The 26,000-nt window shown below is 71.2% G+C and carries 28 protein-coding genes; 15 read left to right on the top strand and 13 right to left on the bottom strand.

Annotated elements, in window-relative coordinates; all coding sequences use genetic code 11:
- Positions 1 to 115 precede the first annotated feature (115 nt).
- From M3667_RS12455 to M3667_RS12435, 5 genes are all read left to right on the top strand, one after another.
- On the top strand, positions 116 to 307 hold the full coding sequence (locus M3667_RS12455) for a helix-turn-helix domain-containing protein (RefSeq protein ID WP_144832390.1): 192 nt from the start codon (positions 116 to 118) through the stop codon (positions 305 to 307).
- Positions 308 to 390: 83 nt separating this feature from the next.
- Positions 391 to 489 carry an AURKAIP1/COX24 domain-containing protein gene (locus tag M3667_RS12450; protein WP_003792170.1) on the top strand — a complete coding sequence of 33 codons (99 nt, stop codon included), beginning with the start codon at positions 391 to 393 and terminating at the stop codon, positions 487 to 489.
- A gap of 84 nt (positions 490 to 573) precedes the next feature.
- Entirely contained in the window at positions 574 to 867 is a 294-nt protein-coding gene (locus M3667_RS12445; protein ID WP_144832394.1) for a rhodanese-like domain-containing protein, read from the top strand.
- A gap of 48 nt (positions 868 to 915) precedes the next feature.
- Positions 916 to 1,194, top strand: coding sequence for a glutaredoxin family protein (locus tag M3667_RS12440; RefSeq protein ID WP_251508409.1), 279 nt, complete (start codon positions 916 to 918; stop codon positions 1,192 to 1,194).
- Complete coding sequence (locus M3667_RS12435; protein WP_144832400.1) at positions 1,191 to 1,493, top strand: Dabb family protein; 303 nt, start codon at positions 1,191 to 1,193, stop codon at positions 1,491 to 1,493. The genes M3667_RS12440 and M3667_RS12435 overlap by 4 nt, the downstream gene beginning before the upstream one ends.
- Here the strand turns inward: M3667_RS12435 and M3667_RS12430 are convergent.
- The 5 genes from M3667_RS12430 to M3667_RS12410 form a co-directional block, all read right to left on the bottom strand.
- The gene (locus tag M3667_RS12430) at positions 1,481 to 2,572 is read right to left on the bottom strand and encodes an ABC transporter ATP-binding protein (protein WP_251508408.1); all 1,092 of its coding nucleotides are present in this window, start codon (positions 2,570 to 2,572) and stop codon (positions 1,481 to 1,483) included. The genes M3667_RS12435 and M3667_RS12430 overlap by 13 nt on opposite strands.
- Positions 2,573 to 2,645: 73 nt before the next feature.
- Positions 2,646 to 3,986, bottom strand: coding sequence for an aspartate--tRNA(Asn) ligase (aspS, locus tag M3667_RS12425; protein WP_251508407.1), 1,341 nt, complete (start codon positions 3,984 to 3,986; stop codon positions 2,646 to 2,648).
- A gap of 53 nt (positions 3,987 to 4,039) precedes the next feature.
- A complete protein-coding gene (locus M3667_RS12420; RefSeq protein ID WP_251508406.1) occupies positions 4,040 to 4,918 on the bottom strand; it encodes a carbohydrate ABC transporter permease in 879 nt (292 codons plus the stop codon).
- Positions 4,915 to 5,859 (bottom strand): carbohydrate ABC transporter permease, encoded by a 945-nt coding sequence (locus M3667_RS12415; protein ID WP_251508405.1) that lies wholly within the window; start codon positions 5,857 to 5,859, stop codon positions 4,915 to 4,917. Before M3667_RS12415 ends, M3667_RS12420 begins: the two co-directional genes overlap by 4 nt.
- On the bottom strand, positions 5,856 to 7,094 hold the full coding sequence (locus M3667_RS12410) for an extracellular solute-binding protein (protein ID WP_251508404.1): 1,239 nt from the start codon (positions 7,092 to 7,094) through the stop codon (positions 5,856 to 5,858). Before M3667_RS12410 ends, M3667_RS12415 begins: the two co-directional genes overlap by 4 nt.
- A gap of 181 nt (positions 7,095 to 7,275) precedes the next feature.
- Here M3667_RS12410 and M3667_RS12405 point away from each other — a divergent pair, with 181 nt between their 5' ends.
- A complete protein-coding gene (locus M3667_RS12405) occupies positions 7,276 to 8,265 on the top strand; it encodes a nucleoside hydrolase (RefSeq protein WP_251508403.1) in 990 nt (329 codons plus the stop codon).
- An 82-nt stretch (positions 8,266 to 8,347) separates the two neighbouring features.
- Here the strand turns inward: M3667_RS12405 and M3667_RS12400 are convergent, their stop codons facing one another.
- From M3667_RS12400 to M3667_RS17040, 3 genes are read right to left on the bottom strand one after another with little or no spacing between them, the layout of a single operon-like run.
- Positions 8,348 to 9,643 (bottom strand): amidohydrolase family protein, encoded by a 1,296-nt coding sequence (locus tag M3667_RS12400; RefSeq protein WP_251508402.1) that lies wholly within the window; start codon positions 9,641 to 9,643, stop codon positions 8,348 to 8,350.
- Entirely contained in the window at positions 9,640 to 10,896 is a 1,257-nt protein-coding gene (locus tag M3667_RS17045; RefSeq protein ID WP_251508401.1) for an adenosylhomocysteinase, read from the bottom strand. Before M3667_RS17045 ends, M3667_RS12400 begins: the two co-directional genes overlap by 4 nt.
- Complete coding sequence (locus tag M3667_RS17040; protein WP_251508400.1) at positions 10,893 to 11,657, bottom strand: hypothetical protein; 765 nt, start codon at positions 11,655 to 11,657, stop codon at positions 10,893 to 10,895. The genes M3667_RS17045 and M3667_RS17040 overlap by 4 nt, the downstream gene beginning before the upstream one ends.
- Before the next feature lie 68 nt (positions 11,658 to 11,725).
- On the opposite strand from M3667_RS17040, the gene M3667_RS12385 reads away from it, so the two are divergent.
- From M3667_RS12385 to ccsB, 7 genes are all read left to right on the top strand, one after another.
- Entirely contained in the window at positions 11,726 to 12,115 is a 390-nt protein-coding gene (locus tag M3667_RS12385) for a DUF6264 family protein (protein WP_251508399.1), read from the top strand.
- A 108-nt stretch (positions 12,116 to 12,223) separates the two neighbouring features.
- The gene (locus tag M3667_RS12380; protein ID WP_251508621.1) at positions 12,224 to 12,904 is read left to right on the top strand and encodes a DedA family protein; all 681 of its coding nucleotides are present in this window, start codon (positions 12,224 to 12,226) and stop codon (positions 12,902 to 12,904) included.
- A 76-nt stretch (positions 12,905 to 12,980) separates the two neighbouring features.
- Positions 12,981 to 13,625, top strand: a complete 645-nt coding sequence (locus tag M3667_RS12375; RefSeq protein WP_251508398.1) for a histidine phosphatase family protein — start codon at positions 12,981 to 12,983, stop codon at positions 13,623 to 13,625.
- Positions 13,625 to 14,230, top strand: a complete 606-nt coding sequence (locus M3667_RS12370) for a TlpA disulfide reductase family protein (protein ID WP_251508397.1) — start codon at positions 13,625 to 13,627, stop codon at positions 14,228 to 14,230. The genes M3667_RS12375 and M3667_RS12370 overlap by 1 nt, the downstream gene beginning before the upstream one ends.
- Entirely contained in the window at positions 14,227 to 14,976 is a 750-nt protein-coding gene (locus M3667_RS12365; RefSeq protein WP_251508396.1) for a cytochrome c biogenesis protein CcdA, read from the top strand. The genes M3667_RS12370 and M3667_RS12365 overlap by 4 nt, the downstream gene beginning before the upstream one ends.
- A 16-nt stretch (positions 14,977 to 14,992) precedes the next feature.
- The gene (locus M3667_RS12360; RefSeq protein ID WP_251508395.1) at positions 14,993 to 16,663 is read left to right on the top strand and encodes a cytochrome c biogenesis protein ResB; all 1,671 of its coding nucleotides are present in this window, start codon (positions 14,993 to 14,995) and stop codon (positions 16,661 to 16,663) included.
- A gap of 4 nt (positions 16,664 to 16,667) precedes the next feature.
- Positions 16,668 to 17,678 (top strand): c-type cytochrome biogenesis protein CcsB, encoded by a 1,011-nt coding sequence (gene ccsB / locus M3667_RS12355; protein ID WP_251508394.1) that lies wholly within the window; start codon positions 16,668 to 16,670, stop codon positions 17,676 to 17,678.
- A 251-nt stretch (positions 17,679 to 17,929) separates the two neighbouring features.
- Here ccsB and M3667_RS17135 read toward each other — a convergent pair whose 3' ends face one another.
- The gene (locus M3667_RS17135; RefSeq protein WP_368859153.1) at positions 17,930 to 18,157 is read right to left on the bottom strand and encodes a DUF559 domain-containing protein; all 228 of its coding nucleotides are present in this window, start codon (positions 18,155 to 18,157) and stop codon (positions 17,930 to 17,932) included.
- A 468-nt stretch (positions 18,158 to 18,625) separates the two neighbouring features.
- Between M3667_RS17135 and M3667_RS12345 the strand changes: the two genes are divergently transcribed.
- Positions 18,626 to 18,904 (top strand): hypothetical protein, encoded by a 279-nt coding sequence (locus M3667_RS12345; protein WP_251508392.1) that lies wholly within the window; start codon positions 18,626 to 18,628, stop codon positions 18,902 to 18,904.
- Between the two features lie 183 nt (positions 18,905 to 19,087).
- On the opposite strand, the gene M3667_RS12340 is transcribed toward M3667_RS12345, so the two are convergent.
- Together M3667_RS12340 and M3667_RS12335 are read right to left on the bottom strand one after the other, a co-directional pair.
- A complete protein-coding gene (locus M3667_RS12340; RefSeq protein WP_251508390.1) occupies positions 19,088 to 21,172 on the bottom strand; it encodes a YhgE/Pip domain-containing protein in 2,085 nt (694 codons plus the stop codon).
- Entirely contained in the window at positions 21,169 to 24,057 is a 2,889-nt protein-coding gene (locus M3667_RS12335; protein WP_251508389.1) for an MMPL family transporter, read from the bottom strand. Before M3667_RS12335 ends, M3667_RS12340 begins: the two co-directional genes overlap by 4 nt.
- 118 nt (positions 24,058 to 24,175) lie before the next feature.
- Here M3667_RS12335 and M3667_RS12330 point away from each other — a divergent pair, with 118 nt between their 5' ends.
- The gene (locus tag M3667_RS12330; protein WP_251508388.1) at positions 24,176 to 24,802 is read left to right on the top strand and encodes a TetR/AcrR family transcriptional regulator; all 627 of its coding nucleotides are present in this window, start codon (positions 24,176 to 24,178) and stop codon (positions 24,800 to 24,802) included.
- Here the strand turns inward: M3667_RS12330 and M3667_RS12325 are convergent.
- A complete protein-coding gene (locus M3667_RS12325) occupies positions 24,789 to 25,790 on the bottom strand; it encodes an o-succinylbenzoate synthase (protein WP_251508387.1) in 1,002 nt (333 codons plus the stop codon). The two genes, M3667_RS12330 and M3667_RS12325, sit on opposite strands and share 14 nt — an antisense overlap.
- Before the next feature lie 16 nt (positions 25,791 to 25,806).
- Entirely contained in the window at positions 25,807 to 25,986 is a 180-nt protein-coding gene (locus M3667_RS12320) for a hypothetical protein (protein WP_251508386.1), read from the bottom strand.
- Positions 25,987 to 26,000 lie beyond the last annotated feature (14 nt).

The raw sequence follows: 26,000 nt of genomic DNA, 5'->3' as shown, positions 1-26,000 counted from the left end.
GTCCCACATTGCACTTTCGTCACAGCGTGCCCATAGGTTTACAGCCGTCGCACGCAGACCCTAGAGTGTGGGTCAGCATCAGGAGGGTGAGTTCACCCGGAATATGAGGTGAACGATGGCCGAGCTGCCCGACGTGCGGTTTCTGACGGTCGCTGAGGTGGCCGATCTCATGCGCGTGTCGAAGATGACGGTCTATCGCCTCGTCCACGCCGGAGAACTGCCCGCTGTGCGTTTCGGACGCAGTTATCGCGTGCCCGAGTCGGCGGTCGTGGAGGCTGTGCAACGACCGGTGTCCGACGTCGGCTAGACTGATCCGAGGCTTTTTTCCAAACGCCTAGTGTTCCCGGGCGCCGACATCGGCACCCAGACCCCGACTTAGTGAGGTTTTCCGTGGGTTCTGTCATCAAGAAGCGCCGTAAGCGCATGGCGAAGAAGAAGCACCGCAAGCTGCTTCGCAAGACTCGTCACCAGCGCCGCAACAAGAAGTAAGCGGCCACCACACCGAGCGCCTGTCCGAAGCGACGGGCGCTTCGTGTATCCGCCGCGCCCGTTCGTTCTCTTTCGGAGGAAGCCATGCAGTCCATCTCCGTCCACGATCTGCACGCGGGGCGCGAGCGTCCCCTCATCGACGTGCGCGAGGAGCACGAGTTCGCGGCGGGCCACGTGCCCGGTGCCGTGAACCTGCCGATGTCGACGATCGGCGAGCACCTCGACGAACTGCCGGGCGAGCCGTTCGACGTGATCTGCCAGGCGGGCGGGCGCTCGGCGCGCGTCGTCGAGGCCCTCACGGCGCGCGGCCACGACGCCACCAACGTCGAGGGCGGCACGGGCGACTGGATCGCGGCGGGCTACGACGTCGAGTCCTGACGTCGTGGGCTCCGCCCCGGCCCGCATGCGCCTCATAGGATGGAGGGCGTGACCACCCTCACGCTCATCGGCAAGCCCGACTGCCATCTCTGCGATGTCGCTGAGCAGATCGTCGAGTCCGTCGTCGACGACCTCCCGGTCGAGGTGGCCGACCGCATCACGATCGAGCAGGCCTCGATCGCCGATGACGCCGAGCTGTTCTCGACGTGGTGGGAGAAGATCCCCGTCGTCCTCATCGACGGCGAGCTGCACGCGCACTGGCGCGTGTCGGCCGACCGTCTGCGTGCCGCCCTCCTGGCGGCCGATTCCGAAGGAGCCTCCGCGTGAGCATCCGTCACATCGTCCTCTGGAAGCTCGCGGCGGACGACGCCGACACGCGTGCCCTGCACGCCGAGCAGATCGCGGAGCGACTTCTCGCTCTGAAGGGCGTCGTGACCGAGATCGACCACATCGAGGTCGGCCGCAACGTCGCCTACCCGCAGTCCAACTGGGATGTCGCGCTCGTCAGCGAGTTCGCCGACGTCGAGGCTCTCGAGCGTTACCAGGTGCACCCCGCGCATCAGGAGGCCGCGGGATTCATCCGCTCCGTGGTCGCCGAGCGCTCCTCGGTCGACTACCCGGCCTGACGCGGTCCGCTCGCATCGAGCGGTTTCACCGTCGCGGGCACCGCGGCGAGGGCGATGCGCACCGCGTCGTGATCGTCGAGCCGGCGCTCGGGCGCGTGTTCGACGACCACGCGGCTGCCGTCGGCGGTGAGCACGGTCGAGCGACGCACGCTGCCCAGGAACGTCGTCTCTTCGACCACCGCGTCGACGCCGGGGGCGTCCGGCCCCACGAGCACGACGTGCTCGGGGCGGACGACGACCTCGCAGTGCCCGTCGTGCGCGGCCGCGGCGAGCGGAAGGTGCTGACCCCAGACCTCCACGACCACACCCTCGACGATCCCGGGCACCGCGCTGACCGGACCGAGCACCTCGGCCACGGCGGCGTCGCCGACCCGCGCGAAGACCTCGTCGGGGGATCCGGATGCCACGACGCGGCCCTGCGCCATGACGACGAGATCGTCGGCCACGGCCGCCGCCTCCGTGGTGTCGCGCGTCGCCCACAGCGTCGTCACGCCGCGTTCGCGCAGTTCGCGGGCGAGTCGATCGCGCAGCTCGGCCCGGGCGGTGGTGTGCAGCGCCGCGAGGGCATCATCGAGCACGAGGGCGCGAGGGCGCGAGGCGAGGGCGCGCGCCACGGCCCATCGCTGACGGTCGCCGTGGCTGAGTCTGCTCACCGGCTTCGCGGTCGAGGTCAGCCCCACGAGCGCGCACAGGCGGTCGGCCTCGCGCTCGGCATCCGGAGACCCCGCCTGGCGGGCCGCGCTCACGATGGCCGCACGGACGCGACCGAAACGGGCGACGGTCGTGCGATCGCGAACCTCGGCGACACGGGGAGCCGCCGCCCCCGACCGTCCGTCGACGGTGACCGTGCCGGCATCCGGACGCTCGGCCCCCGTCACCAGGCGCAGCAGCGTCGACGCGCCGCAGCCCGACGCGCCGACGAGCGCCACGATGCGCCCCGGACCCACCTCGAGGTCGACGTCGCTCAGGATGACCGAGCCCGCCCGCTCGCGGCGCACTCCGCTCAGCGTGATCGTCCAGCCCGGCGCGGGCGCGGCATCCGCGGTCGACGAAGGATCCACGGGGATGACAGCGACCATGAACGCACGCTAGAAACCGCGGATGACAGCAGAACGCCCGGGGGGTGAACCCCGGGCGTCGCTCGCTCGAACCTTACGGAGCGAGACGCGTCGGTCCGCGGAAGAGGTAGGTGACCTCGCGGATCGACGACTCTCCCAGCATGAGCATGAGCACGCGCGCGAGTCCCATGCCGAATCCGCCGTGCGGCGGGGCGCCGAAGCGGAAGAAGTCGAGGTAGAAGTCGAGGTGCTCGGGGTCGAGGCCCTTCTCCTTGGCCTGCTCGATCAGCACCTCGACACGGTGCTCGCGCTGGGCACCCGTGGTGATCTCGACGCCGTTGAAAAGCAGGTCGTACGACTTGGTCAGCCCGGTCTCCTCGTCGCGCATGTGGTAGAACGCGCGGATCTCGGGGTGGTAGTCGGTGATGAAGACGAACGGGTGACCGAAGGTCTCGGCCACGTGCGCCGCGATCTGACGCTCTCCCTCGGGGTCGAGGTCGCCGTCGGTGCGGGGGATGTCGTAGCCGCGCGCCGCGACGATCTCGCGCGCCTCGGCGAGGGGGATGCGCGGGAACGGGAGCGCGGGCACCTGCACCTCGATGCCGAAGAGCTCCTGGATCTCGGCGCCGTGCTTGTCGGCGACCGCCTGGAACGCGGTCGCGATGAGCTCCTCCTGCATGCGTGCGACGTCTTCGTGCGAGTCGATCCAGCTGATCTCGGCGTCGATCGAGGTGAACTCGGTGGCGTGGCGACTCGTGAACGACGGGTCGGCGCGGAAGGCGGGGGCGATCTCGAAGATCTTGCCGAAGCCGGCGACCTGGGCCATCTGCTTGAAGAACTGCGGGCTCTGCGCGAGGTAGGCCGTCTTGTCTTCGAAGTAGGGCACCTCGAACAGCTCGGCGTTGGACTCGGAGGGCGACGCCATCAGCTTGGGGGAGTGCACCTCGATGTAGTCGCGCTCGACCCAGTAGGTGCGCATGGCGTGCTCGAGCGTGGTCTGCACGCGGAAGATGAGGTTGTTGCGACGCTGACGCAGGTCGATGAAGCGCCAGTCCATGCGCTTGTCGGGGCTGCTGTCGGCCGCGATGGGGGTCTCGGGGTTCGCGGCGGCCGCGATCACGAGCTCGCCCACTTTGATCTCGACGCCGCCGAGCTTCACGCGCTCGTCGTGCTTGAGCTCGCCGCGCACGGTCAGGAACGTGCCCGTCGAAAGGGCCCCGATCGTCTCGGTGAGGGCGAGGGCGGCGGCATCCTGGTCCACGGCCTCCTCGGAGGGCCGCGTCGCCGGGTTGACCAGCTGCACGGCGCCGGTCTCGTCGCGCAGGACGACGAACTGCACCTTCTTCTGATCGCGCACGGTTTCGACCCATCCCGACACCTCGACGGGGCCGGCGGGTAGGGACTTCAACTGGTTGACCAGGACGCGTTCGCTCACGGTCGACCAGTCTACGTGCGGGCGCGGCCCGGCCTCACGACCCCACCCACGCCTCAGCGTCCGGCGCCGGCGGTGAGACCCGCTTTGACGTGCCGTTGCGCGGCGAGGATCACCACGAGCGCGGGCAGGCTCGCGATGAGCGAGGCCGCCATCGTGGCCGCCCACGTGTTCAGGTTGGAGTTCGACAGGGCGAGGATGAGCACCGACATCGGGTACATCTCGTTGCGGTTGACCAGGGTCAGACCGAACAGCAGATCGCCCCAGCTGAAGAGGAACGCGAAGACGCCCGCGGTCACGATCGCGTTGCGCGAGAGGGGCACGACGATGCGCCAGAGCGTTCCGAAGGCTCCGAGTCCGTCGACGGTCGCGGCCTCGAGGACCTCGGTGTCGAGGCGCAGCATGAACGCACGCATGACGATGACGGCGAAGGGGACGCCCGCGGTCGAGTTCGCCAGGATCAGGCCGATGAAGGTGTTGAGCAGTCCCCACGAGTTGAACATCGCGTAGAACGAGGTGGCCAGCACCACGCTCGGGATCATCTGCGCCAGCAGCAGCAGGATGAGCGCGATGCTCACCGCCCGCGAGCGCAGCCGGCTGAGCGCGTACGCCGCCGGGATCGACACCAGCAGGGTGACCAGCACCGAGCCGAGCGAAACCAGGGTGGTGACGCGGAGGCCGCCGATGCCCGCGTCGTCGAGAGCCTTCTCGTATCCCCCGAGGCCGGGAGCCGTGGGGAACCACTGCGTGTCCGCCGAGTTGGCGGAGGGCTGCAGCGAGGCCGAGACCATCCAATACACGGGGAAGAGGTAGACCACCAGCACGGCGACGGTGACGAGGGTCCACATCCATCCGCGGCGCCGGCGACGTCGCGCGACGGGAGGGGCGGATGCCGGGGCGACCACGGCGGGCGCGGAGGGAAGGGTGGCGGTCATTCTTCGCGCTCCCGACGCATCGACATCACGGTGTAGACGATCGCGAACACCACGCTGATCCCCAGCAGGAGCATGCCGTAGGCACCGCCCAGACCGAACTGGAACTGCTGGAACGCCTGGCGGTAGGAGAGCAGGCCCAGGGTCACGGTGCTGTTGGCGGGGCCGCCCGCGGTGAGCACGAGCACGAGGTCGACGATCAGCAGGGTGTAGACCACGCTCATCACGACGAGAACCGAGATGACGGGCCAGATGGTCGGCAGCACGATGGCGGTCAACCGTCGCCACGCGCCGGCGCCGTCGAGCTGGGCGGCTTCGAGCTGTTCGGCGGGGACCTGCTTGAGGGCGGCGCCGAGGATCGTCGCCCAGTACGGCAGGCTCGCCCAGACGGCCACGACGATGACGGCGGGGAGCGCGGTGGTCGGATTGGCCAGCCACGCCTGCACGGGCACGCCCAGTGCACCGAGCACGTCGTTGATGGGCCCGTCGCCGGCCAGCAGCGACTTCCACACCGTGGCGACGACCACGGCCGGCAGCAGCCACGGAAGAAGGATGAGCGTCGGCAGCCACCGGCTGCCCGGGAAGGTGCGCGCGAACAGCAAGGCGAGCAGCAGGCCGAGCACCAGCTCGACGGCGACCGAGACGAGCGTGATGGTGAGGGTGTTGGCGAGCGCGCGGAAGGTGATGGGCTCGGTCAGCACGGCCTCGAAGTTCGCCGTGCCCACGAAGGGCGCGCGCCCCGTGATGAAGGTGCCGGTGGTGAAGTTCGTCGTGCTCATGTAGACGCCGTACCCGAGTGGGAACAGGAAGAACACGACGAAGAAGACCAGCGCGGGGGTCAGGAACCCCCACAGCTCGCCGCGCCGGCGCGCGGCCAGGGAACGCTGGAACCGGCCGGGGGCGGGTGCCCCCGACCGGCCGGTCGAGATGGTGTGGGCCGTCACTTGCCGCTGGCCTGCTCCAGTGCGGCCTGGGCGGTCTGCCCGCCGACCGTCGCGCTCTGGATCGCGTCGACGTACTGCTGCTGCAGCGTGTTCCACTCGGTGCCCAGCTGTGCGGAGTTGTAGGCGCCGTCGACCGCGTCGACGAACGGGGCGGCCGCGGGGACCTTCTCGACGAAGGCGTCCTGCGCGCTCTTGAGCGCGGGGATGTAGCCGCCCTGGACGGCGGTGTCGATCTGGTTCTCCTCCGAGGCGCGGCACTTCACGAGGGCCGCGGCGGCGGCCTCCTTCTGTGCGTCGGCGTTGGCGGCGACGCCGTAGGCGTAGCCGAGCAGGTTCACCTTCGGCGACTCGCCGCTCTTCGCGGTCGGGAACGGGAAGGTGCCCCACTCGAAGGGGATCGAGGTGTCGACGAGGTTCCAGGGACCCGAGACCGTCATCGCCGCGGCACCCGAGGTCCACTGGTCGATGGACTCCCAGCCCCAGTTGACGAACTCGGACGACAGTGAGCCGTTGCCCACGAGGTTCTTGTAGAGGTCGACCGCCTCGACGGCGCCGGCGCCGGTCGGGTCGGCGGGGTCTCCGCCCGCGGAGAGCAGGAAGGGCAGGAAGTAGACCGGCGTCGAGCCGTCGCCGCCGATGCCCGGGAGCACGATGCCCTTCTGCGAGCCGGTGGTGAGCGAACCCGCGAGCGACACCAGGTCGTCGAAGGTCTTCGGGGCGGTCTCGGGCACACCCGCCGCCGCGAACGCGGCCTTGTTGTAGAAGATCGCGTAGTCCTCGACCTGCACGGGCAGGCCGTACAGGGTGCCGTCATAGCGGCCGAGGTCGGCGGCGCTGTCGGCGAGGCCGTCGGTGGTCACGTCGTACTGGCTCAGATCGGCCAGGACCCCCTGCGAGGCGAGCTGCGGCAGCTGCGTGTCGGTGGAGAGGATGGCGACGTCGGGCAGCGCCTTCGCGCCGGCCGCCTGCAGGAGCTTCGTGGTGTAGTCGCCCGACTGCGTCTGCACGTCGACCGTGATGCCGAGGTCGGCGGCGCACGACTCGAAATAGCCCTTCTGCAGGCTCTGGTAGGGCTCGAAGTCGATGTTGTTCCAGACGGTGAGCTGGACGCCCTTGAATCCGTCGGTGGAGACGGGGGCCGCCTGGCCGCCGGCGCAGGCGGTGAGGGCGAGGGCGGCGGTCAGACCGACCGCGGGCAGCGCGAGACGTCGCAGCCGCTGAGACGAGGAAGCCATGGTGTGTCCGTTCCCGACGACGTTGGGGGGCGTCGTTCGACCTGTGCTGAGGAGGGTGCGGGCCGAGTGCCGCCCGCATCACCCCCCACTGTGGAGTGTTGACGTGACGAACAGGGAACAGACGTGTCACGCGATGTAACACCACGCCGTGTCGCCGCCGCCGACTTGGCAGGGTGAGTGCATGGCATCCGTCCCCTCCTCCGTCCGCCGCGTCGTCGTCGACACCGACACCGGCCTCGACGACGCCCACTCGCTCATGTACCTGCTGGCGCAGCCCGACGTCGAGATCGAGGCGATCACGACGATCTACGGCAACACGCCCGTGGAGGACTCGGCCCGCAACGTCCGCACGGTGCTGCGTCTGGCCGACCGCGAGGACATCCCGCTGCACCTCGGCGAGGCCGCGCCGCTGGAGGGTGAGGCGTCGATCGCCGACTTCGTGCACGGCACCGACGGGCTGGGCGACCGTTTCGAGCGGGCGGAGCTGCGCGTCGAGGACGAGAGCGCGGTCGATGCCATCGTGCGCATCGCCGCGGAGAGCCCGGGCGAGATCGACCTGCACCCGCTCGGCCCGCTGACGAACATCGCGCGCGCTCTCGAGCGCGACCCCGATCTGTTCCTGAAGTACCGCTCGGTCGTCATCATGGGTGGGGCGGGTCCGTACCCCGCTCCGGGCGGCGCCACACTGACCGACGCCAACACGGCGAACGATCGCCGCGCCGCCGAGATCGTCTTCGGGGCGCGCAACGCCGGCAACGTCGTCATGGTGGGCGTCAACGTCACCGCGACCGCGATCCTCGACGAGCACGTGCTCGCGGTGCTGCGCGGGAAGGGCACGCCCTGGGCGAGCTTCGCCGGCGAGGTGCTCGACGCCTACAACGACTTCTACCAGTACAAGTGGGGTCGACGGATCTCGTCCGCCCACGACGGCCTGGCCACCGTCGTGCTGCACCGTCCAGAGATCGTCACCGGCTGGATCGAGGGGCCCGTCGACTACACGCCATACGGCGGTTCGCTCGCGACCCGCATCGCCCTCACCGCCGACGGTCTTCCGCTGGTGTGGGGGACGCCCGAGGGGTCGAGCGTCCGCGCGGTGACCTCGTTCGATCGCACGGCGTTCCTGCGCCTGTTCGTCGACGCGCTCTCGAGCGGACCGGCTCCGCGCTCCTGACCCCGGCAGCACGGCATCCGGAACCTCCCGTCGGAGCAGATTCCGGATGCCGTGTCGACGGGCATCCGTCGGATCGCGGCGCTCAGACCCGGGCGGTGGCCCGTTCGTGCGCGGCGAGGCCCGCCCAGCGGATCTCTCCGCCGACGACGGTCAGTGACGCCTCGGCGGGACCCGATTCGACGAGCTCGACGAGCGCGTCGCGGGGATCGCTGCTCGACACGTCGAACACCGCCAGGTCGGCCCGCGCGTCGGGACGCAGCACGCCGGTGTCGTCGAGACCCAGGGCGTGCGCGCCGCCCGCGGTGGCCGCGGCGAAGAGGCGCTCGTGCAGGTCGTCGTCGGCGTAGCCCTGGTCGCGGGCGATGTCGTGGAGCGCGGCGACGTCATGCCAGATCGACAGGCTCGGCGATGACGACAGCGAGTCGGTGCCGACGGCGATCGCGTTGCCCTCGCGGAGGTAGGCCGCCACGGGCGGAGAATCGAGGCCGATCACGCGGTTGGAGCGCGGGCAGAGCGCCACGCTGACGCCGCGCGCGCGGAGCAGGGCGCGATCGTCGGCGTCGACGTAGATGCCGTGCGCGAGATGGGTCGTCGGGCTCAACGCGCCCAGGCCGTCGAGGTAGCGGATGACGCCCGTACCCACGCCACCACCCTGCAGCAGCGAGAACTCGCCGCGGCCGTTGGCGCGCCAGCGCTCGGCGAGGTCGCCGGTGCCCGAGCGCACGTACGCGTCCTCCCACGCCGACTCCGCGGCGTGGATGTGCTGGCGCACGCCGAGCTCGGCGGACAGGCGCGAGAGCTCGCGGATCACCCCGGTGTCGAGGGAGTAGACCGCGTGGGGCGACAGACCCGTCGCGGGTGGGGAGGGGAGCGCTGAGAGCTGGGCCCGCACACGCTCCTCACCTCCCTCCGCCCACGTGCGATCGGTGTAGCCGAGCACCTCCCAGAACGCCACGCCGTGCAGACCCGCGTCGTGCACGGCGCTTCCGGCCGCGGCATCCGTCACGATCTCGGCGACCGAGGTCGTCCCCGAACGCAGAGCGAGGGCCGCGCCGGCGGCTGCCGAGGCGCTCCAATCGCGGGGCAGGGGGTAGAGCGTCATGAAGGCGCTCATCCACGACTCGAAGCCGGCGTGCTGGGCACTGCCGACCTCGGCCATGTCGGTGTACTGCAGGTGGGTGTGCGCGTTGACGAGCCCCGGGGTGAGGGCGCCGCGGTGCTCGCGGACGCGGGTCGCCGCCGGGTCGAGCTCGGCCAGCACCTCGTCGGTCGTACCCACGGCGATGATGCGGCCACGGGCCACGGCCACCGCCCCGTCGACCAGAGCAGGGCGCCCGGCGGAGAGGACGACCGGCGCCCGGTGGACCTCGACGCTCACTCGTCGCCTCCCTCGGGGTTCCACGCCGCGAGGAACGCCGTCTGCGCCGCCGAGGGCACGTCGAGGGCGCCCCCGAAGGAGCCGAGGGCGATCGCCGCCACCTCGTCGTCGGCCGCGCGGGGGAGTTCGTGCACGCCCGGGGCGAGATCGGGGGTGACCAGCAGGTGCGCGACCGAGGCGAGCTGCACGCCGAACGACAGGTCCATGATCTCGACCGGGTTGCCTTCTGCCGCGCTGACGTTCAGGCAGTTGCCGTCGTCGAGCACGCGCACCCGGGTGCCGCTCGGCATCCGCAGCACCGACACCGCGGCGTCGCGCGAGATCTCGACGGCCCCCGCGGCGTGAGCGGCGTCGAGCGCGATCTCCTGCCCCACGCCACCGCCGACGGCGACGATCGCCCCGTCGGGCAGCGCGTCGAGATGGGCGACGTCGATCGTGTGCCGGATGCCGGTGGCCGAGATGACGATGTCGGCGCGGCGCACGGCCTCGGCGAGCGGGCGCACCTCGTACCCCGCGAACGCCGCCTGCAGGGCTGCCACGGCATCGGTCTCGGTCACCACGACGCGCGCGCCGAGGGCCGCGCAGTGCTGCGCGATCCCCGTGCCGACGCGCCCGTAGCCGACCACGACGACCGTGGCCCCGCGCAGGGACCGGTCGGCCACGTCGGCGACGGCGAACACGACCGACTGGCCGGTCCCGTGCATGTTGTCGAACAGCGACTTCGAGCGGGCGTCGTTCGCGGCGACGACCGGGATGCGCAGCGCGCCGTCGGCCTGCATGCGGCGCAGCGGTCGGACCCCCGAGGTGGTCTGCTCGGTCGCTCCGCGCATCTCGGCGACCACGTCGGGACGCTCGAGGTGGGCGAGGCGGATGGTCGAGGCGCCGTCGTCGACGATCACCTGCGGCCGGTGACCGATGAGGGCGAGGGCGTTCGCCCGATCCTCGGCGCGCTCGGCGTCGGCCCGGGCGTACACGGGGAGACCGGCGTGCGCGAGGGCGGCGGCGACGGCATCGTCGGTGTTGCGGCCCGCGGAGGTGACGGTCACCTCGGCGCCGGCCTCGGCGAGGGCGAGCGCGACGGTCGCGGTCTTCGGCTCGAGCACGTCGGACACCCCGATCCGGATGCCGGCGACCGTCCCCTCACTCGCGAGACGTGCGGCGAGGGCCGAGGTGACGGGCATGTGCGCGCGTGCCCACTCGATGCGGTCGAGGCCCGCACGCCACAGCGAGGCGTCGGCGATGCGGCCGGTCACGGGGTCACCGCCCGGGCGTAGATGCCGCGGGGATCGTCGGGGCCGCCGTCGACGACCAGGGCCGCGATCAGCGCGTCGAGGATCCGGCGCTGAGCGCTCGTGGGCGAGGCGCCGTCGACGGGCAGGGGAGAGGGCATCTCGACGAGCGATCCTTTCGACGTCGTGCGCACGAAGGGACGCGGCGAGGGAGCGGGGGAGGCGTCGACCGGCCGGGGTGAGGCGTCGGCCACGAGCCCGGCGACGTCGTCGACGCCGAGGGCGTCGTGGCCGACCCCGGTGAGGATCGCGGAGTGGGTGGAGCCCGACGTCGCCGCCGCCACGTCGTCGACGCGTACGCCGTCGAGCGTCGCGGTCAGGCGCTCGACGGGGTCGTCGGTGGAGCGCACGACGCTCGCGCCGAGGCGGCGAAGAAGCGCCGTCAACGCGGTGGCGAGAGAGGAGTCGCCGACGATGCGGACCGTGCTGCCGGCGAGGGTGAGGTTCGTGCGGGCCGAGAGGGCGAGCACCACCTGCTCCGCGCGGAGACGGCTGTAGACGACGTCGAACACGCGCGACGAGAGCGGATCGACCGCGTTCTCGTCGTAGGCGACCTCGAGGCCCAGCTCGTCGCGCAGGGCTGAGCGCCAGCTCGGGGAGAGCGCGGGGAGGCTGCCGCCGTACGGGAGGGGGCGGGCGGAGGGGGAGGGCGCCGCGAGCAGGCGGCGGGTGGCGGGCAGAGCGTCGGCGAGCCCGTGGGGTGGAGCGGGATGAGTGGACGACACGGCTCGAACGTAGGGCGCGAACCCCGTTCGGCGCGAATTCACGACGCGGCGTCCCTAAGATGTGGCTCGTGACGTACTCGCTCCCCCCGGAGTCGTTCCGCACGCTGAGCCCCGAACCGCGGCCCCGCGCGGGACGACCGTGGGACGTCGCCATCACGATCGTGCTGCTGGTGCTGCTGCCCCTGCTGGCGCTGGGCGCCTCCTACGCGGGGGTGCTGCTCGCCTTCGCCTCCGACGCCTGCAGCGGCGCCGCCTGCGACACCGATCTCATGAACGCCGGGTTCTGGATCGCCGTGGTCTCGCCGTGGGTCGTCCTCCTCATCGGCGTGATCGTCGCGATCGTCCGCCTCGTGCGCCATCGCCTCGCCTTCTGGGTGCCGCTGGTGGCGGCCGTGGCCATGGTCGCCGTGTGGTTCGTCGCCGCAGCCCTCGTCGGCGCCGGGGTCTCGGCATCCTGAACCGCTCGGGGGCAACCCCCAGGAACGCGCGGTGACGGGCCCGTAGCCTGGCACTGGGCGCCCGCACGGGCGGCCGATCACCGAGCGCGAAGGCACCCGATGACCGACATGACCCTCACCTTGACCCCCGTGAGATCGACCTCCGGCTCGCCCGAGGGCCAGTCGTGGCTCACCTCGCTGGCCGACTGGACCGTCTCGCTGATGGAGGTCATCGGCCCGGTCGGTGCCGGCGTGGCGATCGCGCTCGAGAACCTCTTCCCCCCGCTGCCCAGCGAGGTCGTGCTCCCGATGGCGGGACTGACGGCCAGCCGCGGATCGTTCACGCTCTTCGAGGCGCTGCTGTGGACCACTCTTGGCTCGGTCGTGGGCGCGTTCATGCTGTACGGCCTCGGTCGCTGGCTCGGCGCCGCGCGACTGCGGGCGTTCGCCGCCAAGATGCCCCTGCTGCACCCCGAAGACGTCGACCGCACCGTCGCGTGGTTCGAGCGGCACGGCGGCAAGGCGGTCTTCTTCGGGCGCATGATCCCGATCTTCCGCAGCCTCATCTCGATCCCCGCGGGCGTGGCCAAGATGCGGATGTGGCGCTTCGGCCTGCTCACCGGTGCGGGCAGCCTGATCTGGAACACGATCTTCGTGCTCGCGGGCTACCTGCTGGGTGAGAACTGGCACATCGTCGAGGAGTACGCCTCGATCCTGCAGTACGTCGTCATCGCCGCCGTCGGCATCGGCGTCGCGTGGTTCCTGTACTCGCGGGTGCGCTCGCTCCTCGCCGCCCGGAAAGACGCCTGAACGGGGTTATCTCCACGTCGAGGCAACCGGCATCCGGACTCAGTCAGACCACAGAACCCGCCCGTAGACTGGGGTCGTGCCCGCCGACCGCCTCCATCTCGTGCGCCACGGAGAGGTTCACAACCCCCGTCGCGTGCTCTACGGTCGGCTCCCCGGCTTCGGCCTGAGCGTCGACGGACGCCGCATGGCCCGCCAGGCCGCGGACTACGTGCACGGCCTCGAGCGGCCCGTGTCGGCACTCGTCGTCTCGCCCCTGCAGCGCACCCGCGAGTCGGCGGCCCCCTTCGTCGAGCTGTTCGGCATCGAGCCCTTCATCGACGACCGGGTCATCGAGCCCACGAACGTGTTCGAGGGGCGCCGCATGAAACAGGCGCTCGCGAACCCGCTCAACTGGCGGCACCTGAGCCGCCCCGCCGTGCCGAGCTGGGGTGAGCCCTACGACAACATCGTGGCGCGCATGACCGCCGCCATGGCCGACGCGTGGGAGCGCGTCGACGGCGGTGACGTCGTCGTGGTCTCGCACCAGCTGCCCATCTGGGTCACGCACCTCGCCCTGTCCCACCAGCCCACCCGCCACGACCCCCGCAAGCGCCGCTGCGCGCTGTCGAGCGTGACGAGCTTCGAACGGCGAGACGGCGCCGACGGCTCGGCGCGCTGGGTCGAGGTGGCGTACGCCGAGCCGGCCGCCACGGCCGGAGCCGTCGACGTAGGAGCCGTTTGATGCGCCGAATCCTGACCGCCGCCGGAGCCCTCGCCGCCGCGGCGGCCCTGATCGTGGGGCTGTCCGCCTGCACCGCCGACCCGCTGGCCGACCAGTATCGCGCGGGCGACAACAAGGGCTACATCGCCGCCAACGGGTTCCAGACCACGGAGATCGCGCCCGAGAACCGCACCGACCCGATCGCGTTCGAGGGGACCCTCGACAACGGGTCCGCGGTGTCGAGCTCCGACTTCGCCGGCAAGGTGCTCGTGGTCAACTTCTGGTACGCCACGTGCGGCCCGTGCATCATCGAGGCCCCGCGCCTCGAGCAGGCCTACCAGACGTTCCAGGGTCAGGACGTGTCGTTCCTCGGCATCAACACCTACGACCAGCCCGCCACCGCGCTGTCGTTCGCGCGCGATCACGGAGTGTCGTACTCGAGCGCCATGGCCGTCGGCGACGCCCAGCTCAAGCTCGCGTTCAACGAGGCGACCCCGCTGAACGCCACCCCCACGACCCTCGTGCTCGACAAGCAGGGCCGCGTCGCCGCGCGCATCGTCGGCGAACTGCCCGAGGCCTCGATCCTCGAGGCGATCGTGCGCACACTGGTCGCGGAGAACGCGTGAACCCGGGCGCCCTGGTCTTCGACGGGGCCCTCTGGGTGGCCGTGCCCATCGCGCTCGCCGCGGGTCTCATCTCGTTCCTGTCCCCCTGCGTGCTGCCGCTCGTGCCGGGCTACCTCGGCTACATCGGCGGTGCCGTCGCGCCGCGCGGGTCTTCGGCATCCGCCCCCGGGCGCGGGCGACTGCTCGGCGGAACCCTGCTGTTCATCGCCGGCTTCACCGTCGTCTTCATGGCCATCAACGTGCTGGGCGGCACGCTCGGACGCTTCTTCATCGAGTACGCCGACATCATCACGCGCGTGATGGGCGTCGTCATCATCCTCATGGGGCTCGTGTTCATCGGCCTGTTCGGCCTCGCGCAGAGGTCGGTGCGCATGCAGTCGCGCGCGAACCTCGGCCTGATCGGCGCCCCGCTGCTGGGCATCGCGCTCGGTATCGGGTGGACGCCCTGCATCGGCCCGACGCTGACCGCGATCCTGTCGGTGTCGTACAACCTCGGCGACCCCGGGCGCGCGGCGCTGCTCGGCCTCGCGTACTCGCTGGGTCTCGGCATCCCGTTCGTCCTCCTGGCCCTCGGCCTCGGGTGGGCGACGAGGTCGGTGTCGTTCGTCCGCAGGCACATCCGTGTCGTCAACCTGATCGGCGGATCGCTGCTGATCGTGCTCGGTCTGCTCATGGTGACCGGCCTCTGGGGCCAGTGGATGTCCGTGTTGCAGGGGGTGATCGGCCCTGTCCAGCTCCCGCTCTGATCGAGGGAACAACACCATGACCGACCCGCTGCGTCCGTCCGACCACGCCGACGGCGACGGCCAGGAAATCACCCAGCCGCGCCTCGGTGGCGTCGGATGGCTGCGCTGGGGGTGGCGACAGCTGACGAGCATGCGCACCGCGCTCGTGCTGCTGCTCCTGCTCGCGATCGCCGCCGTCCCAGGCTCGCTCGTGCCGCAGCGCACCGCCGACCCGAACGGCGTCACGCAGTACTTCACCGACAACCCCGACCTCGCGCCGGTGCTCGACAAGCTCAGCCTCTTCGACGTGTACAGCTCGCCGTGGTTCTCGGCCATCTACCTGCTGCTGTTCGTCTCGCTGATCGGCTGCGTGCTGCCGCGCACCAAGCACCACTGGAAGGCGCTGCGCTCGCAGCCCCCGCGCACGCCCGCCCGCCTGTCGCGCCTCGACGACCACCGTGAGCGTTCTTTCGCCGTGGAGGGCGACGCGGATGCCGCGGCGGCAGCCGCCGTCGAGAGCGCCGCCACGCAGCTGCGCAAGAGCGGCTACCGCGTCGCGCGCTACGACGGTCGGGGCACCTTCTCGGTGTCGGCCGAGCGCGGATACCTGCGGGAGACCGGAAACCTCGTCTTCCACGCCGCGCTCGTGGGAGTGCTCGTGGCCGTCGGCGTCGGCGGCGGCTTCACCTACACGGGCCAGCGCGTGCTCGTCGAGGGGCAGGCGTTCGCCAACAGCCTGCTCGACTACTCCTCGTTCAACCCGGGCCGCTTCGTCGGCGGCGACACCCTGACGCCCTACTCGATCACGCTCGACAAGTTCGACGTCAGCTACGTGCCGCCCGGCCAGCCGGGGTCGGGCCAGGCCGGCGACTTCATCGCCCACGTGACCACCCAGGCTCCCGGCCAGGACCCGCAGGACGGCGAGGTGCGCGTCAACCACCCGCTCGACGTGCAGGGCGACCGCGTCTACCTGCTCGGCAACGGCTACGCGCCGACCGTGACCATCCGCGACGCCGATGGCAAAGAGGTCTTCCACGACTCGATCGCGTTTCTGCCGCAGGACGCCAACATGACCTCGCTCGGCGTCATCAAGGTCGCCGACGGCCTGCCGCAGCAGCTCGGTCTGCTCGGGTTCTTCTACCCGACGATGGACGTGCTCGATTCCGGAGCGCTCACCTCGACCTACGGCGGCCTCGAGTATCCGACGCTGACGCTGCGCGTCTACGAGGGTGACCTCGGCATCGACGACGGCACCCCGCGCTCGGTGTACACCCTCGACCCCTCCAAGATGACGCAGATCGCCGGCGGCGACAGCGGCACCCCGGCGCTGCAGCTCATGCCCGGCCAGACCGAAGACCTGCCGAACGGCCTCGGCACCATCACGTTCGAGAACGAGGCCCCTGCGGGCGCCGCGGGCTACGAGCAGTCGGTCAAGCGCTTCGCCTCGCTGTCGATCCACCGCGACCTGGCCGGTCCCTGGGTGCTCGGCTTCGCGCTGCTCGCGCTGTTCGGACTGCTCGCGGCGCTGTTCGTGCCGCGCCGGCGCATGTGGGTCAAGGCGACCCCGCAGGGCGACACCGTGCTCGTCGAGTACGCCGGCCTCGCGCGCGGCGAAGACCCGACGTTGGCCGCTGCCGTCGACCAGCTCGCCGAGAAGCACGGCGCCGTCCTTTCCTCGACCCACCCCGACACCGGAAAAGTAGACTGAGACCATGACCGGAACCGACCCGCTTCTCCTCGATGAGATCTCCCTCCTCTTGGTGTGGACGGCGGTCACCATCTACGTGCTGGCGTTCATCGCCTACGCCATCGACCTCGCCCGGCGCAGCGACCTCGCGCTGAAGGCGAAAGACGAGGTCGTGGCCCGCGAGCTCGTGACCGCGGGCGGCGGGGGAGTCATCTCCGCATCGACCGGGTCGTCGGCATCCGCCCCCGCTCCGTCGAAGCCGCGGTACCTCTGGGCGCGCCTGGGCACCGTGCTGACGGCGCTCGGCTTCGTGTTCCACCTGGTCGCGACCGTTCTGCGCGGCATCGCCGCCGAGCGCGTTCCGTGGTCGAACATGTACGAGTTCGCCATGACGGGCCTGCTGCTGATCATCGCGGTGTACCTGGCCGTGCTGACCCGCTACGACCTGCGCTTCCTCGGATCGCTGATGACCGGACTCGCGGTGCTGCTGCTGGGTGGGGCGACGCTGGCGTTCCACGTCGAGGTCGTGCCCCTCGCCGACCCGCTGAAGTCGGTGTGGCTCGTCGTGCACGTGTTCGTCGCGAGCCTCGCGACCGCCCTGTTCGCCCTCGCGTTCGGGTTGTCTGTCGTGCAGCTCATCCAGACCCGTCGGGAGCGCAAGCTCGTCGACGCTCCCGTGGATGCCGAGCCGAAGCGCAGCTTCCTGCGCACCGTCCCGAACGCCGAGGCGCTCGAGTCGCTGGCCTACCGCTTCGCGATCGTCGGGTTCATCTTCTGGACCTTCACGCTCATCGCCGGATCCATCTGGGCCAACGACGCGTGGGGCCGCTTCTGGGGCTTCGACACCAAGGAAGTCTGGACCTTCGTCATCTGGGTTCTCTACGCCGGATACATCCACGCCCGCGCGACCCGCGGCTGGCGCGGCACGCGCTCTGCCTGGCTGTCGATCATCGGCTTCACCGCGGTGCTGTTCAACTTCACGATCGTCAACGTCTTCTTCAAGGGCCTGCACGCGTACAGCGGCCTCACGACCTGACGCGCGGCCTTCGTGCTCGAGGGCCCGTCCGGCATCGCGCCGGGCGGGCCCTTTCGCGTGTGCGGGGCGTCGTCTCGCGTGTGCAGGGTGTTGCGCGTGTGCGGGGTGTCGCGCGGGTGCGGGGTGGTGCCTGGACGGGTGGGGCGTGTGACGGGCGGTCCCGCGCCCGTGTATGTCCCGCCGGGCCGCCCGACTGTTGAGTGTCCAAAACACCCGGACGGTTGTGAAATTCGTCCGGGTGTTTTGGACACTCAACGGGGTTCCGAAGCGCGGGGCCAGCCCGCCGACTCCAGCGCCCGACGAACGGGTGCCACGATATGGCGCAGAGGGGCCTCGAGATGATGGTCCACGACACGGATCAACTGCCACCCCTGCGCGGCGATCGCCGGCCATCGATCGGCATCGCGGCGGAATTGGTCGCGTTCCGCGTGCTGTCGACCGTCGTACTCGACCGCGACACGGTAGTCCGGATACGCCATGTCGAGCCGCGCGATGAATCGGTCCGACTCATCGCGCAGGACCCAGTTGAGTTCGGGCTCCGGCAGTCCCGCCTCGAGAAGCACGAGGCGGACGAGGGATTCTCGCGGCGACTCGGCACCGGCGCGGACGAGGGGAAGTGCGGCCGCCAGCTCCGTCGCCCCGCGTCGACGCAGTCGCGCCGCAGCGGCGGCGAGATCCTCTCGATCCGCGAGCCGGCGCCCCAGAATGGCGTCGCCGAGAACCACGAGATGTTCGCTCCGAAGCGAGCTCGCGAGGTCCGCCCAGGTCTCGGCCGGGCTGGAGACGGGGAGCCCTTGGCACATCGTGAGCTGATCGAGCGGAATACTGCTTCGGTGGCCGGTGATGCCGCGCGTCCGTGACTCACGAGCGGGGGCGAAGGCCGAGACATGGAGGGTCACCGGATGCCGGTGGGGGAGCGGAAGACCCCACAGCACAGCTGCCGTGGCATGGCTGAAGTACTGAGCGGCACTGAGGCGGGGTGCGTATGCCTGGCACCGTTCGACGACAGAGAGGGAGTGCGGTTCAGCGGTGTTCGTGGTGCGAACCCCGTGGAACGGCGCCTGAAGATCGAGGGCTTGCAGGCGGTCTCGCGGTACGCCCATCCCTTTCGCTTCTCGAACGGAGAACGCGTGACCGAGGTCGGAGGGGAGCTGCCGTCGCTGCACCCGTTCACCCCATCGAACGTGGGCGGCTCCCGTTACAAGGAGCCGGACATCGGGGGATGAGGCGCTCGAAAGGCGCACTGTGGAGAGCGGGCGTCGCCGGCCGTCACCGCGCCGCTGCCGCGGGCGCCCGGCTCAGGGAACGCGCGCGCCCACCCGTGAGTGTCCAAAACACCCGGACGAATCTCGAAACCGTCCGGGTGTTTTGGACACTCAACAGGGGTGTGGGCCCCGCGCCGGCCCGCGTCAGGCGGGCTGGGCGGCGGCGCGGGTCGTCGTCGTGCGGCGGCGCACCACCACCAGCGTGGTGACCAGCAGCGACAGCACGGCCCACACCACGAATCCGGCCACGCCCGCGGCGACGCCGCCCGACGACGACAGGGCGCCGAGCATCGCGTCGTAGGCGGGGGCGGTGGGCAGGAGCGACGCGGCGGCGGCCAAGGCCGGCGGCACGGTCGAGACGATGCTCGCCCCGAGTGCGAGGGAGCCGATGACGGCGGCGATCCAGCGTCCGGCTCCGCCGAAGAGGGCGACGAGAGCCTGGTGCACGGCGGCGAACGCGATGCCCGCGGCAACGCAGACCAGGGCGAACAGCGCCCAGTCGCCCCAGTCGTACTTCGACGCGATCTGCACGACGCCGGCAACCAGCAGGCCCTGCACCGCGCCGACGAGCGCGGCGGGCGCGAACCCGCGCAGGGCGACGAGCGCGGAGGGGCGGCGGCTGGTGAGCGCACGCGCCGACACGGCCTGGAAGGCGACGAACGAGGCGAGTCCGCCGAACCACAGCACGGCCATGGCCAGCAGCGGCACCGCCGCGAGGCCGAACAGCGAGTCGCTGGTGCCGGTCGCCGAGACCGGGTCGGCCACGACGTCGGCGAGGTTCGTCGCCTGGGCGTCGGTGTACGTCGGAAGCTGCGCGACGGCCGTGTCGAGACCGTCGGCGAGCGAGCCCGTTCCGGTCGCGACCTGGCTCACGCCGTCGGTGAGCTGGGCGGCACCGGTCTCGGCGCCGGAGATCCCGGATGCCACCTGCGCGGCGCCCGAGCTGAGGGCGGCCGCCCCGGTCCCGAGCTGTCGCGTGCCGTCGGCGATCTTCGTCGCCCCGCCGGAGAGGCCGTCGATGCCACCCGCGATCGTGTTCAGGCCTGATGCTGCTTCGCGCGCTCCTCCGGCGAGGCCGGTGGCTCCGTCGGCGAGCTGCTGGTTGGCGGCGGCGATCGCGCGGATGCCGGCGGGCAGCTGCGACGCCTGACCGGCGAGGTCGCCGATCTTCGTCACCGTTTCGGTGGCCTGGGGGAGCGCCTTCTTCGCCTCGGCGGCGGCGGTGCTCAGGGACTGGCACTGCTCGGGCGTGCCGGTGCACTCGTCGGCGGCCTTCTGCAGGGCAGCCGCGGCGTCGACGAGCGCCTGGTTGACCTGCGGCGCGGCCTTCGACAGCGCGGTGGCGTCGTCGGCGAAGCCGGGCGGGATCTGGTCGGCGAGGCCGTTGATCTGGGTCGCGAGCTGCTGGTTGCCCGCGGCGATGCCGTCGGCCCCGCCCGCGAGCTTGTCGACACCGGCTGCGGCGTCGCGCGTTCCGCCGGCGAGGGCGGTGGCTCCCGTGGCGAGCTGGCCGGCGCCGTCGGCGAGGGGCCCGGTGCCCGCGGCGAGCTGGCCGGCGCCGTCGGAGAGCTGCGAGGCTCCGCTCGAGAGCTGGCCGAGGCCGTCGCGCAGGCTCCCGGCGCCGGTGGCGGCCTGCGAGGCGCCGTCGGCGAGCTGGTGCGCTCCGCTCGCGGCCGTGCCGAGCTGGTCGCTGAGGCTGGTGAAGCCGAGGAACACGTTCTTGAGGTACTGCGACGACAGCGTGCTGCCGAAGACGGAGGAGGCGGTGGATGCCAGCTGAGCGGTGATCGCGCCGTCGACCACGCGGGCGTCGGGCGCCGTCTGCACGCCGATGGTCGCCTTCTCGGGCGTCTCGCCGGGGCGGGTCGAGAGCGAGGCGGCGGTGAAATTCTCGGGGATCGTGACGACGGCGGTGTACGTGCCGTCGGCCAGGCCCGCGGCCGCGTCGTCGTCGTTCGAGATGACCCAGTCGATGTTGCTCGGCTGGTCGTCGGCGCCCTTGACCAGGCCGCCGGTGAGCTGGCGCCCCAGGGGGACCAGCTGGCCGTTGAGCTCGACGGCCTTGTCGTCGTTGACGATCGCGGCCGTGATGTTGTCGAGGCGGTCGGTGGGGTTGTACAGGGCGCCGATCAGGATGCCGCCGATCACGGCGGGCAGCAGGAGCACGCCGATGAGGGTCAGCCAGGTGACGGGGCGGCGCGAGCGGGAGCGCTCGACGGGGAGAGTCATGCGAACACCTCGGAGAGATCGGCGAAGGTTTCGGGTTCGGGGCGGGGGCGGCGCGGCGTCGCGAGGGGGAGCGACGTCACGGCGGGCCGCTGGGCGGCGGACAGCAGGGCGAGGGCCCGCCGTTCGTCGCGGGCCGAGACGATGAGCGTGAACGGGGAGTCGTCGTCGCCGCTGCGCTCGCGCGCCTCGGTCGCGGCGAGCCGCAGCACGTCGGCGACGTCGTCGCGGGTGTCGTCGTCGAGCCGGTCGATGTCGGAGATCACGACGATGCGGGTTCCGCGGGCGACGGCCTCGGCGACGTCGGAGCGCGCCGTGGCGGGGTCGTCGAGAAGGGCGACGCCGACGCGGGCGCGCACGGCTCCCGCTCGCTCGGGCACGAGCAGCCCGTCGACGCGCAGGCGCCCCTCGATCTTCGACAGACGCCCGGCCAGGGTCAGCAGCAGCGTGCGGGTGGTGCGCGTCTCGCCGGTGACCAGCAGGGTGCCGCCGTACGGCAGCCGTACCGCGACGTCGCGGAACACCGGCTCCTCGGCATCCGTCGACACGACCGTCTGCAGGTCTTCGGCCGCGACCGCGACCGGGGGGCCCGACGGCCAGTCGGTCAGGTGCACCTCGCGCTCGACGGCCTCGCCCTCGACGTCGAGCTTGGGGAGGATCCGGTCGAGCCAGCGCGGCATCCACCAGGCCTTCGCGCCGAGCAGGGCGAGGATTGCAGGCACAAGGGTCATGCGCACGAGGAACGCGTCGACCGCGACGCCGACGGCGAGCCCCAGAGCGATGGGCTTGAGGCTCGAGTCGCCCTCGGGCACGAATGCGACGAAGACGGCGAACATGATCACGGCGGCGGCGACGACCACGCGGGCCGAGCCCACGAAACCGCTGCGGACGGCGCCGAGCGCCACCTCGCGGGGCGTGCGGCCCTCGCGCTTGGCGTGCACGTAGTCCTCGCGCATGCGCGAGACGAGGAACACCTGGTAGTCCATCGCGAGGCCGAACAGCACGCCCATCACGACGATGGGCATGAAGCTGATGATGGGGCCGACCTTGGCCACGTGCAGCGCGTCGGCGAACCAGCCCCACTCGAACACCGCGGCGACGACGCCGAACGAGGCGGCGACCGACAGCAGGTATCCGCCGGCGGCGGTCAGCGGCACCCAGATCGAGCGGAACACGATCATCAGCAGCACGAGCGAGAGACCGACCACGAACAGCCCGAACGGCAGCAGGGCGGCTCCGAGCTGGTCGGAGATGTCGATCGTGACGGCGGTGTAGCCGGTGACGAGCAGGTGCACGCCGAACTCGTCGGAGAGGCGGGGCTCGGCCGCGCGCAGCTCGCGCACGAGGTCGGCGGTGCGCGGGTCGTCGGGCGCGGTCTCGGGCACGATCTGCACGATGCCGGTGTCGGCGGTGGCGTTCGGGGTGGCGAGGGCCACCTCGGCGACGCCGGGGATCTTGGCGATCTCGTCGCCGATGTTCGTCATCAGGGTGAGCGGGTCGTCGGAGGTGACGATCGTGCCGGTCATGATGAGCGGGCCGTTGGCGCCGGGGCCGAAGTACTCGTCGGTCAGCTCGTAGGCGACGCGCGCTTCGTCGCCCTTCGGCAGCTGTCCGGCGTTGGGGAGGGTAAGGGCGAGCGACGCTGCCGGGATGGCGGTGACGCCCAGCAGGCCGACGACGGCGACGGTGGTGATGACCGGATGCCGGGTGACCAGGCCGACCCAGCGCTTGGCGGGCCCGTTGCGCTGGGCGCGGACGGCCGCCGTGGAGGCGCGGCGCAGGCTCTCGGCGGCGGCCTCTTCGGCGTCCGCGGCGTCATCTTCTGCGGTGGCCGTGCGGGAGCGCTTCTTCTGCCTCTTGTAGCCCCAGCCGACCACGCGGTGCCCGGCGAAGCCGAGGAAAGCGGGGGTGAGGGTGAGGCCGACGCACACGGCGATCGCGACGGCGACCGAGGCGGCGATGCCCATCGTGGTGAGGAACGGGATGCCGGCGAAGCCCAAGCCGATGAGGGCGATGAGCACCGTGATGCCGGCGAAGACGACCGCGGAGCCGGCGGTACCGACCGCGCGGGCGGTGGATTCCTCGGGGTCCATGCCGGCCCGCGTCTGGTCTTGATGTCGCGAGACGATGAACAGCGCGTAGTCGATGCCGACCGCCAGGCCCAGCATCACCGCCAGCAGCGGAGTCGTCGACGACACCGTCGCGAAGCCGGTCGCGACGAAGATGAGCCCGATCGAGAGCGCCACGCCCAGGATCGCGGTGGCCAGCGGCATCCCGGCCACGAGGAACGAGCGGAACGTCACCATGAGCACAAGGGCGGCGATGACCACACCGAGCGCCTCCGTGATCGAGGCGCCGGGGATCTCGGTGGCGAACAGCTGGCCGCCAAGCACGGCCTGCGAGCCGCTCGGCAGGGCGTCGCCGAGAGCGGTGGCGGCCTCGCGCAGTCCGTCTTCGGTGGTCTGGGGGACCGCCGTGGCCTCGCCCGAGAACTGGATGCGCACGATCGCGGCGCGGTCGTCGTCGGAGATGCCGCCCGAGATCTGGGAGTCGTAGGGGTCGGTGACGGCTTCGATGAAGTCGAGGTCGGAGATGTCGCCCGTCGTCTTCTGGATGGCGCTCTGATACGCCGGGTCGGTCACCTTCGCGCCCTCGGCCGAGACGACGACGATCTCTGCGCTCGCGCCGCTGACCTGGGGGAAGGTGCGTCCGAGCATCTCGAGGCCGGCCTGCGACTCGGTGCCGGGGATGGTGAAGGTGTTGTCCGTGCCCTTCGCGAGCAGGGCGACCCCGCCGCCGGCCAGCACCAGGATGAGCAACCAGGCGCTCAGCACGCGCCAGGGGTGGCGGAACGACCAGCGACCCAGGGTGTACAGGAATGTCGACACGGCGGCTCCCACGATCGGTGAACGGGTCGATACATCACCGTATCGGATACATCAATGTATCGTAGTCGGCGGGGGAGGGCTCGAAGCTGAATCTCCCCCCAGAAACAGGAGGACGCGGATGACCGACACCGCCCCCGCGCCGTCACGCCGTCGCGAGAACACGCGCACGCGCTTGATGGACGCCGCCGCCGAGATGTTCGCCGAGATCGGCATCGAGGCCGCATCGGTCGAGGCCATCTGCGAGCGCGCCGGATTCACGCGCGGCGCCTTCTACTCGAACTTCGGCTCGAAGGAGGAGCTGTTCCTCGCCCTCTGCGCCCGATCGGCCGAGACCACCGTCGCCGCCGTGCGCGAGCGGGTCACCTCGATCGAGGATCGGGGGCTGGATGCCACGGGCGAGGTGTTGCAGCTCGTGCAGCAGGTGCTCGAAGTGACCGGCGACGACCGGCTCGACGTGCTGCTGGGCGCGGAGATCCGCGTGCAGGCACTGCGCAACCCCGAGTTCGCCGAGGCCTACCTCGCCCTCAACCGTGCCCTGGGCGAGAGCGTCACACAGTTGGTCACCGACATCGCGCAGGTGCGCGGGCTGTCGCTGCGGGTGTCGGCCGAGACGGCGACCGAGCTGCTGCTGTCGGCGTGGGTGTCGACGGCCGAGACGGCGCTGATGACGCGTCGGACTCCCGCGGCCACGCGCGCCGCCCTCGGCGCCCGGCTCGAACAGCTCGTGCGCCTCATCCTCGAGTGACCTCGAGCAGCGCGTAGCAGCGACGCAGGCGCTCGATCCACCAGTCGCGGCGATCGTCGGCCGCGGCGACCCGGTCGAGCTCGGCGCCGGTCGGTCGCGGTCGCTCGAGCGACAGGAATCCGCCCGCGGCGCGCAACGGAGACGCCACGACGTCGGCGGTGAAGAGTGAGGCGGTCGCGAGACCGCAGTCGTAGTCGAGCTCGGGCAGCGACGCCGCGAGCGCGACCCCCATCGACAGGCCGATCGAGGTGTCGAGGGCGCTCGAGACGACCACCGGAAGGCCCGCCTGCGCCACGATCTCGCGCGCGGCGTGCACTCCGCCCAGCGGCTGCGCCTTGATGACCAGCAGGTCGGCGGCCCCCGACCGCGCGACCCGCAGGGGGTCGGCCGCCTTGCGCACGCTCTCATCGGCGGCGATCGGGATGTCGAGGTAGGCGATGCGCTCGCGCAGCTGAGCGAGCGCATCGACCTCGGCACACGGCTGTTCCACGTACTCGAGGTCGAACTCCGCGAGCGCGTGCACCGCGCGCTCGGCCTCGTCGACTGTCCACGCCGCGTTCGCGTCGACCCGCACGCGCCCCTCGGGGCCCAGCGCCTCGCGCACCGCCCGCACCCGTGCCACGTCGTCGGCGAGGTGCTGACCGGGCTCGGCGACCTTGACCTTGACCGTGCGGCATCCGTCGAACCTCGCGAGGATCCGCGCGACCTCGGATGCCGCGACGGCGGGCATCGTGGCGTTCACCCCGACCGCGTCGCGAACGGGTGCCGGCGACTCGCGCCATCCGTAGTCGATCGCCCCCGCCAGCCAGGTCGCGGCCTCTGCGTCGGCGTACTCGACGAAAGGCGAGAACTCCGTCCACCCCTCGGGACCCTCGAAGACGAGGGCTTCGCGCGTCTCGACTCCTCGGAACCGCGCGGCCAGGGGAAGGGCGACGACCCGCGCCGTCGCGAGGACGTCGGCGAGCGGGGGGAGGGCGACGGTGCTCATGCCCTCATCCTGCCGCTCAGCGCGGTCCGCCGCCGCCGAACCCGCCGAACCAGAACGTCTGACGTTCGACCGTGTAGGAGGACAGGTCGGGCGTCGACTCGAGCGACTCCTTCGCGGCCTCCGACTGCTCGTGCGTGCGTCGCGGGCCGAACAGGTAATCGCGCACTCGCGCGAGCTTCGACATCTTCTTCGTCATGGTGACTCCGATCG

This window comes from Microbacterium sp. P26, from assembly GCF_023712585.1.
Lineage (GTDB): Bacteria > Actinomycetota > Actinomycetes > Actinomycetales > Microbacteriaceae > Microbacterium > Microbacterium algihabitans_A.
This window is presented reverse-complemented; position numbering and strand designations above follow the sequence as displayed.